The 6,285-nt window shown below is 67.0% G+C and carries 6 protein-coding genes; 3 read left to right on the forward strand and 3 right to left on the reverse strand.

Features of this window, described 5'->3' with window-relative positions; genetic code table 11:
- Positions 1-1,793, reverse strand: a 1,793-nt coding sequence (locus ACQKJZ_RS17360) for a malate synthase G (RefSeq protein WP_427732727.1), incomplete at its 3' end; no start/stop codon positions are given.
- Between the two features lie 98 nt (positions 1,794-1,891).
- On the opposite strand from ACQKJZ_RS17360, the gene ACQKJZ_RS17365 reads away from it, so the two are divergent.
- Both ACQKJZ_RS17365 and ACQKJZ_RS17370 read left to right on the forward strand, forming a co-directional pair.
- Complete coding sequence (locus tag ACQKJZ_RS17365) at positions 1,892-2,764, forward strand: LysR substrate-binding domain-containing protein (protein ID WP_427732717.1); 873 nt, start codon at positions 1,892-1,894, stop codon at positions 2,762-2,764.
- A gap of 80 nt (positions 2,765-2,844) precedes the next feature.
- A complete protein-coding gene (locus tag ACQKJZ_RS17370; RefSeq protein ID WP_427732719.1) occupies positions 2,845-3,786 on the forward strand; it encodes a DUF808 domain-containing protein in 942 nt (313 codons plus the stop codon).
- Positions 3,787-3,801: 15 nt separating this feature from the next.
- Here ACQKJZ_RS17370 and ACQKJZ_RS17375 read toward each other — a convergent pair whose 3' ends face one another.
- A complete protein-coding gene (locus ACQKJZ_RS17375) occupies positions 3,802-4,017 on the reverse strand; it encodes a DUF5818 domain-containing protein (RefSeq protein ID WP_427732721.1) in 216 nt (71 codons plus the stop codon).
- A gap of 175 nt (positions 4,018-4,192) precedes the next feature.
- Here ACQKJZ_RS17375 and dinB point away from each other — a divergent pair, with 175 nt between their 5' ends.
- Positions 4,193-5,299: a DNA polymerase IV gene (dinB, locus tag ACQKJZ_RS17380; protein ID WP_427732723.1), complete on the forward strand. Its 1,107-nt coding sequence runs from the start codon at positions 4,193-4,195 to the stop codon at positions 5,297-5,299.
- A 9-nt stretch (positions 5,300-5,308) separates the two neighbouring features.
- On the opposite strand, the gene ACQKJZ_RS17385 is transcribed toward dinB, so the two are convergent.
- On the reverse strand, positions 5,309-6,285 hold a 977-nt coding region (locus ACQKJZ_RS17385), incomplete at its 5' end, for a putative bifunctional diguanylate cyclase/phosphodiesterase (RefSeq protein ID WP_427732725.1).

Below are 6,285 nucleotides of genomic sequence, written 5' to 3' on the forward strand. Positions count from 1 at the left end.
TGGATGTCGGGCACCTTGGAACACCCCACCCCCTGGTCGATCCAGCGCACGACATAGCCCAGCAGCCCTTGCGCATTATTGTCCAGCTCGGCCGTGATCTCATTCGCGCTCCAGTCGGGCGCGCTCGCCAGCGGCGGCGTCAGCAGCCGGTCGAGCGACGCCACCGCCTCGGCGGCGCGGGCCTGCTGACGGCCCGCGACATCGATACGGTGGTAGTGGGTCGCGTGGAGCGTGGCGGCCGTGGGCGACGGCACCCAGGCGGTCGAGGCGCCGGCCATGGGGTGCCCGGTCTTCTGCGACAGCATGTCCGCCATGCGGTCCGGCGCGGCCCACATGCCCTTGCCGATCTGCGCACGCCCGGCAAACCCGCAGGCCAGACCGATCTGGACGTTGCGATCCTCATAGGCGGCGATCCAGTCGGTCGCCTTCATATCCGCCTTGCGCACCATCGGTCCGGCCCGCATGGCGGTGTGGATCTCGTCGCCGGTCCGGTCGAGAAAGCCGGTGTTGATGAACACGATGCGGTCCTTCACCGCGTGGATGCATGCCGCCAGATTGGCGGAGGTCCGCCTTTCCTCGTCCATCACGCCAATCTTGATGCGATGCCGGTCCAAGCCGAGCATGTCCTCGACCGCGTCGAACAGCCGGTTGGCGAAGGCCGCTTCGTCCGGCCCATGCATCTTGGGCTTCACGATATAGATCGATCCCGACCGGCCGTTGCGCCGAGCCGCGCCATCGCGACCATCGCGCTGCGCGATCAGGCTGGTGATGATCGCATCGACGATCCCCTCGGGCGCTTCGCCACCATCGGGCAGGCGAATGGCGGGCATCGTCATCAGATGGCCGACATTGCGCACGAACAACAGGCTGCGGCCCGGCAAGGTGAAGGGCGCGCCGTCGAGCGCCGCGTAGTGGCGATCCTCGGCCAGCGTGCGTGTCAGCGTCCGGCCGCCCTTGTCGAAACGCGCCGACAAGGTGCCGTCGATCAGCCCCAGCCAGTTGGCATAGGCGGCCACCTTGTCCTCGGCGTCCACGGCCGCGACCGAGTCCTCCAGATCACATATCGTCGTCAGCGCGGATTCGAGCAGTATGTCCGCAATACCGGCAGCATCCGTCCGCCCGATCCAGTGGGCGCGGTCGACGACGATCTCGATGTGCAGACCGTGATGGCGGAAGAGCAGCCCGTTGTCACTGCGCCCAACCAATTGCGTCGGATCGTGCAGCGCGGCGGCGGCGGCCTCGACATCGGTCACGTCGTGCCAGCTGCCCGCGATGGGCAGGCTGTCGTCGAGGAAGTCGCGCGCCCACCGGATGACCGCCCCACCGCGCTCGCTGTCATAGCCGGCGCTGGCGCCGGGTGGCAGGATGGCGTCGGTCCCGTACAAGGCGTCGTATAGGCTGCCCCAGCGCGCATTGGCGGCGTTGAGCAAAAACCGGGCATTGAGCATCGGCACGACCAGCTGCGGCCCCGCCATGCGGGCGACCTCGTCATCGACATCTTGCGGATCGATGGTGAAGGGCGCCGGTTCGGGTGCGAGATAGCCGATCTCGGTCAGGAACGCGCGTTGCGCCGCGCCGTCGCGCGACCCGCCCTGGCGATACCAGTCATCGATCCGCGCCTGGAGCGCATCGCGTCGGCGGAGGAGCGCGATATTGTCGGGCGTGAAGCGTGTCAGAATGTCGGCCATGCCCGACCAGAAACGGTCCGCCGCGACCCCGCTGCCCGGCAGGGCCTGATCCTCGACAAAGCGAACCAGCGCCGGTGCGACCGACAGGCCGTGACGATCGATCATGCTCACTCTCCCGTTCCTGTTCGCACCATGGAATAGGGCATCGTCACTCCCATCGATAGATGGCATAATCGCACGCCTGTCGATCGCCAGAGGAAAGAATGGACCCGGATATCGCGCTGTTCGTCGATGTAGTGCAGGCCGGCAGTCTGGCGGGCGGCGCGCGCGCATGGCGTTTATCCCCGGCGATGGTGTCGAAACGGATCGCACGGCTGGAGGCGCGGCTTGGCATAAGGCTCCTTCACCGGACGACGCGACGCCTGACCCTGACGGAGACGGGCGCGGCTTTTCATGCCGAGGTGGCGCCCCTGATCGCCGGGCTACGCGTCGCCGAGCGGCGCGTCACACATCGCGACGGGGAACCCGCCGGCCCGTTCCGGGTGACGGCACCGACTTCGTTAGGGCGGATATGGGTCGCGCCCTATCTGTCCGGGTTCCTTGCGCGTTACCCGGCGCTGCGCCTGTCGCTCGACCTGACCGACGATTTCGCCGATGTGATGGGGGAGCGCGTCGACCTCGCCATTCGGATCACCGCCGCGCCCCCGAACGGGCTCGCCGCGCATCGCTTCGCAGTCAACCGCCGGGTCCTGTGCGCCAGTCCGTCCTATCTCGAACGCGCAGGAACCCCGGTTAGCATCGCCGCCCTGGCCGGGCACCAACTGTTGGCCGCGAAGGGGCAACTGCCATGGCGGCTGACCGGCGCGACCGTCGCGGGCGAGAGCCTGATCGAGACCAATTCGAGCGAAGTGGTCCGCGAGATGGCGCTGGCGGGTGCCGGGATCGCGCTGCGTTCGCTATGGGACGTGGCCGACAGCCTGGCGGATGGCCGGCTCGTGCGCATCCTGCCCCGATATGAGGGATCGGTGGCGGTCGGCATTTTCGGCCTCTATGCCCCGGTGGGCGCGCCCGCCGCGGTGCCGGCGCTGATCGCGCATCTGGAGGCCGTTTGGCGCGATGCGGCCTGGATGACATGACGATGCCGTCATTTTCCCGTGCATCCGTCGCGGACTGCTTCTAGGCAGGCGTCCAGCGAAAACAGAAGGCAGGGCGTTCGATGGCAGGGGGTCTGGTTGCGTTGCTGGACGATGTGGCGGCGATCGCCAAGCTGGCGGCGGCATCGCTCGACGATGTCGCGGGGGCGTCGGCCCGTGCCGGTGCGAAGGCCGCCGGCGTCGTCATCGACGATACGGCGGTCACCCCGCGCTATGTCGTGGGTCTCGCGCCGCAACGCGAATTGCCGATCATCGGCAAGATCGCGCTGGGGTCGCTGCGTAACAAGCTGCTGTTCCTGCTGCCCGCCGCGCTGCTGCTCAGTGCCTTCGCACCGTGGGCGATCACGCCCATCCTGATGCTGGGCGGCGCCTATCTGTGCTTCGAGGCGAGCGAGAAGATCGTCGAGGCCCTGACCGGCGGCCACGCGGTCGAGGAGACCGAGACCGTCACCGACCCCAGGGTGCTGGAGGACCGGCAGGTGTCGGGTGCCATCCGTACCGACCTGATCCTGTCAGCCGAGATCATGGCGATCGCATTGTCCGAACTGCCCGATCTGTCCATCTGGACCCGCGCCATCGCGCTCGCGCTCGTCGGCATCGCGATCACGGTCGGCGTCTATGGCGTCGTCGCCGCGATCGTGAAGATGGACGATATCGGCCTGCATCTGGCGCAGCGCGACAATGGCACGGCCCAGGCGATCGGCCGTGGCCTCGTCAAGGCGATGCCGGTCCTGCTTCGAATCCTCGCGATCGTGGGGACGGCGGCGATGGTCTGGGTCGGTGGTGGCATCATCGTCCATGGCATGGAGGAATTCGGGCTGACCACCGTGCCGCATCTGATCCACGATATCGCGCATCACGCGGGCGAAGCGGTCCCGTTCGCCGCCGGCGCGGTCAACTGGATCGTCAACGCGATCGGCGGCGCGATCGTCGGTCTGATCGTCGGCGGCGTGGTGGTGGGCGTGCTTCACCTCATCCCGTCACGCAAAGGCGCCGCCCACTGACGCCCATGGGCGCGATCAGGCGCTGCGGACGCCGTCCACTTCGAATACGTCTGGGGTGACCAGGCGCCCGGTCAGCGCCACCGATTTGCCGACATGATCGACCGGCACCCGTGCCAGCCGCAACTCCACCGTTCCGCCATCGTCGCGTTGCAGGATAAACGCCCCATCGCGTCGCACCAATCTGCCGGTCAGGATCGAGAACGACGCGGGGACGCTGGGTTCGGAGGTCATTCCGGGGCAACGGCGGGGACATTGCGCGGTTCCGAAGGCATGCCGTGCTAGGGCATCCGTTCCTCTTGCGTTCTCATTCCCGACTGGCGCATGACGCGTTGGTGGAGTAATCTCCACCGCATCGACCACCAGCTTCGATGCCGGTCCCGATCGGCACCGCCGAAGAACCAAGTCCTTGAGCCGCCAAGACGATCCCTCACCCCCGAACCGCAAGATCATCCATGTCGACATGGACGCCTTCTATGCGTCGGTCGAGCAACGCGATGATCCGGGGTTGCGCGGGCGGCCGGTTGCGGTGGGCGGATCGCGGGCGCGGGGCGTCGTGGCGGCGGCGAGTTACGAGGCGCGGGTCTTCGGCGTGCGATCCGCAATGCCGTCGGTCACCGCGCTTCGGCGTTGTCCCGAACTCGTCTTCGTCCCGCCGCGCTTCGACGTGTATCGCGCCGTCTCTCAACAGATCCGGGCGATCTTCGCGCGTTATACCGATCTCATCGAACCGCTTTCTTTAGACGAAGCGTATCTGGACGTGACGGAGGACCGCGCCGGCCTGGGCTCGGCCACCGCCATTGCCGAGGCGATCCGCGCCGCCATCCTCGCTGACACCGGACTGACGGCGTCGGCCGGAGTCAGCTACAACAAGTTCATCGCGAAGCTGGCATCGGACCAGAATAAGCCGAACGGCATTTGCGTCATTCCGCCGCATCATGGCGCGGGCTTCGTCGCGGCCCTACCGGTCAAGCGGTTCCACGGTGTCGGCCCGGTCACCGCGCGCAAGATGGAGGCGCTGGGCATCCTGACGGGCATGGACCTGCGGAACCAGTCGCTGGCGTTTCTGCACCAGCATTTCGGCAGTTATGCCGACTACCTCCACGGTGCGGCGTGCGGGATCGATCATCGCCCCGTCCGCGCGCAGCGGACTGCCAAGTCGGTGGGGGCGGAACGGACGTTCGAGGCCGATCTGTCGGAGCGCACCGCCCTGCATGCCGCATTGGAGAAGGTGGTCGATGCCGCGTGGACGCGGATTGAGCGAAGCGGCGTCCTTGGGCGGACGGTGACGCTCAAGCTCCGCTACAGCGACTTTCGTACGATTACCCGCGCCCGATCGTCCGGGCAGGCAATCGCCGACCGCGCGACCTTTCTGGCGTTGGGTGTCTCGCTCCTCGATCAGCAATTGCCGATCGCAGGCGGTGTGAGACTATTGGGGCTGACGCTGTCCGGCCTCAGCGCAGCCGATGGCGGTGCGGAGCAAGCCATCCCGGTGCAGGCCGAATTGCCGCTCTGAACCCGTTCGTCAGGCGGGTACGCTGACCGGCATGATGGGCAATGCTCTGCGCACGGCGAGCTTGCGCGCTTCGCATGGTGGAACCGGCTGCGAGAAGAGGAAGCCTTGGAGATGGCTGGCCCCCGCCACCCGCAGCGCCTGTGCTTGGGCTTCGGTCTCGACCCCTTCGGCCACGACGCCTAGCCCCAGGGCGCGGCCGAGATGGATGATCGAATGGACGATCGCGGCGGATTCCCGCTCACGCCCCATGCCGTCGATGAAGCTGCGATCGATCTTCAGGCAGTCGAGCGCGAACTTGCGGATATTATACAAGCTGGAATAGCCGGTCCCGAAATCGTCGAGGGCGATGCGGAACCCCAGCCGTCGCAGCTCGCAAAGCGTATCCGCCGCGCGCTCGGCATCGTCGAAGATCGCGGTCTCGGTGATTTCGATCTGGACCCGCGCTGGATCGACGCCTGCGCGCCGGACGCTGTCGAGGATATGCGTGACGAAGTGCGAACGCCGGAATTGGACCGGGCTGATGTTGACCGAGACATATTGGTCGGGCCAGTGCCGGACTTGGGCCAGTGCCTGATCGAGCACCCAGTCGCCCAACTGATGGATCAGATTGCTTTCTTCGGCGATGGGAATGAAGATCGCCGGGCTGACCGCGCCATGTTCGGGGTTGCGCCAGCGGACCAGGGCTTCGAAACCGGCGATGCCCAGATCGCCGCGCCCGACGATCGGCTGGAAGACCAGCGCGAGTTCGTCGCGAGCGATGGCCTGCGCAAGGCCGGCCTCGACCAGGCGACGCACTCGGATGCCTTCGTCCATTCGCTCGTCGAACACCCGTACGATGCCCCGGCCCGAACGCTTCGCATCGTTCAGCGCCATGTCGGCGCGGCGCACCAGATCGGTCGGATCCCGCTCGTCCGCCCCGTCACTCATGATGAGCCCGCACGACGCACCGCACCGCACCGAATGGCCCAGGATGCTGAAGGTCTTGG

The sequence above is a fragment of the Sphingomonas sp. NPDC019816 genome (genome assembly GCF_050274375.1).
In the GTDB taxonomy this organism is placed as follows: domain Bacteria; phylum Pseudomonadota; class Alphaproteobacteria; order Sphingomonadales; family Sphingomonadaceae; genus Sphingomonas.

Bases quoted from the DNA above. Each gene is read 5' to 3' on its own strand.
- ACQKJZ_RS17365 (WP_427732717.1), top strand. From the start codon at position 1,892: ATGGACCCGGATATCGCGCTGTTCGTCGATGTAGTGCAGGCCGGCAGT.
- ACQKJZ_RS17370 (WP_427732719.1), top strand. From the start codon at position 2,845: ATGGCAGGGGGTCTGGTTGCGTTGCTGGACGATGTGGCGGCGATCGCC.
- ACQKJZ_RS17375 (WP_427732721.1), bottom strand. From the start codon at position 4,017: ATGACCTCCGAACCCAGCGTCCCCGCGTCGTTCTCGATCCTGACCGGC.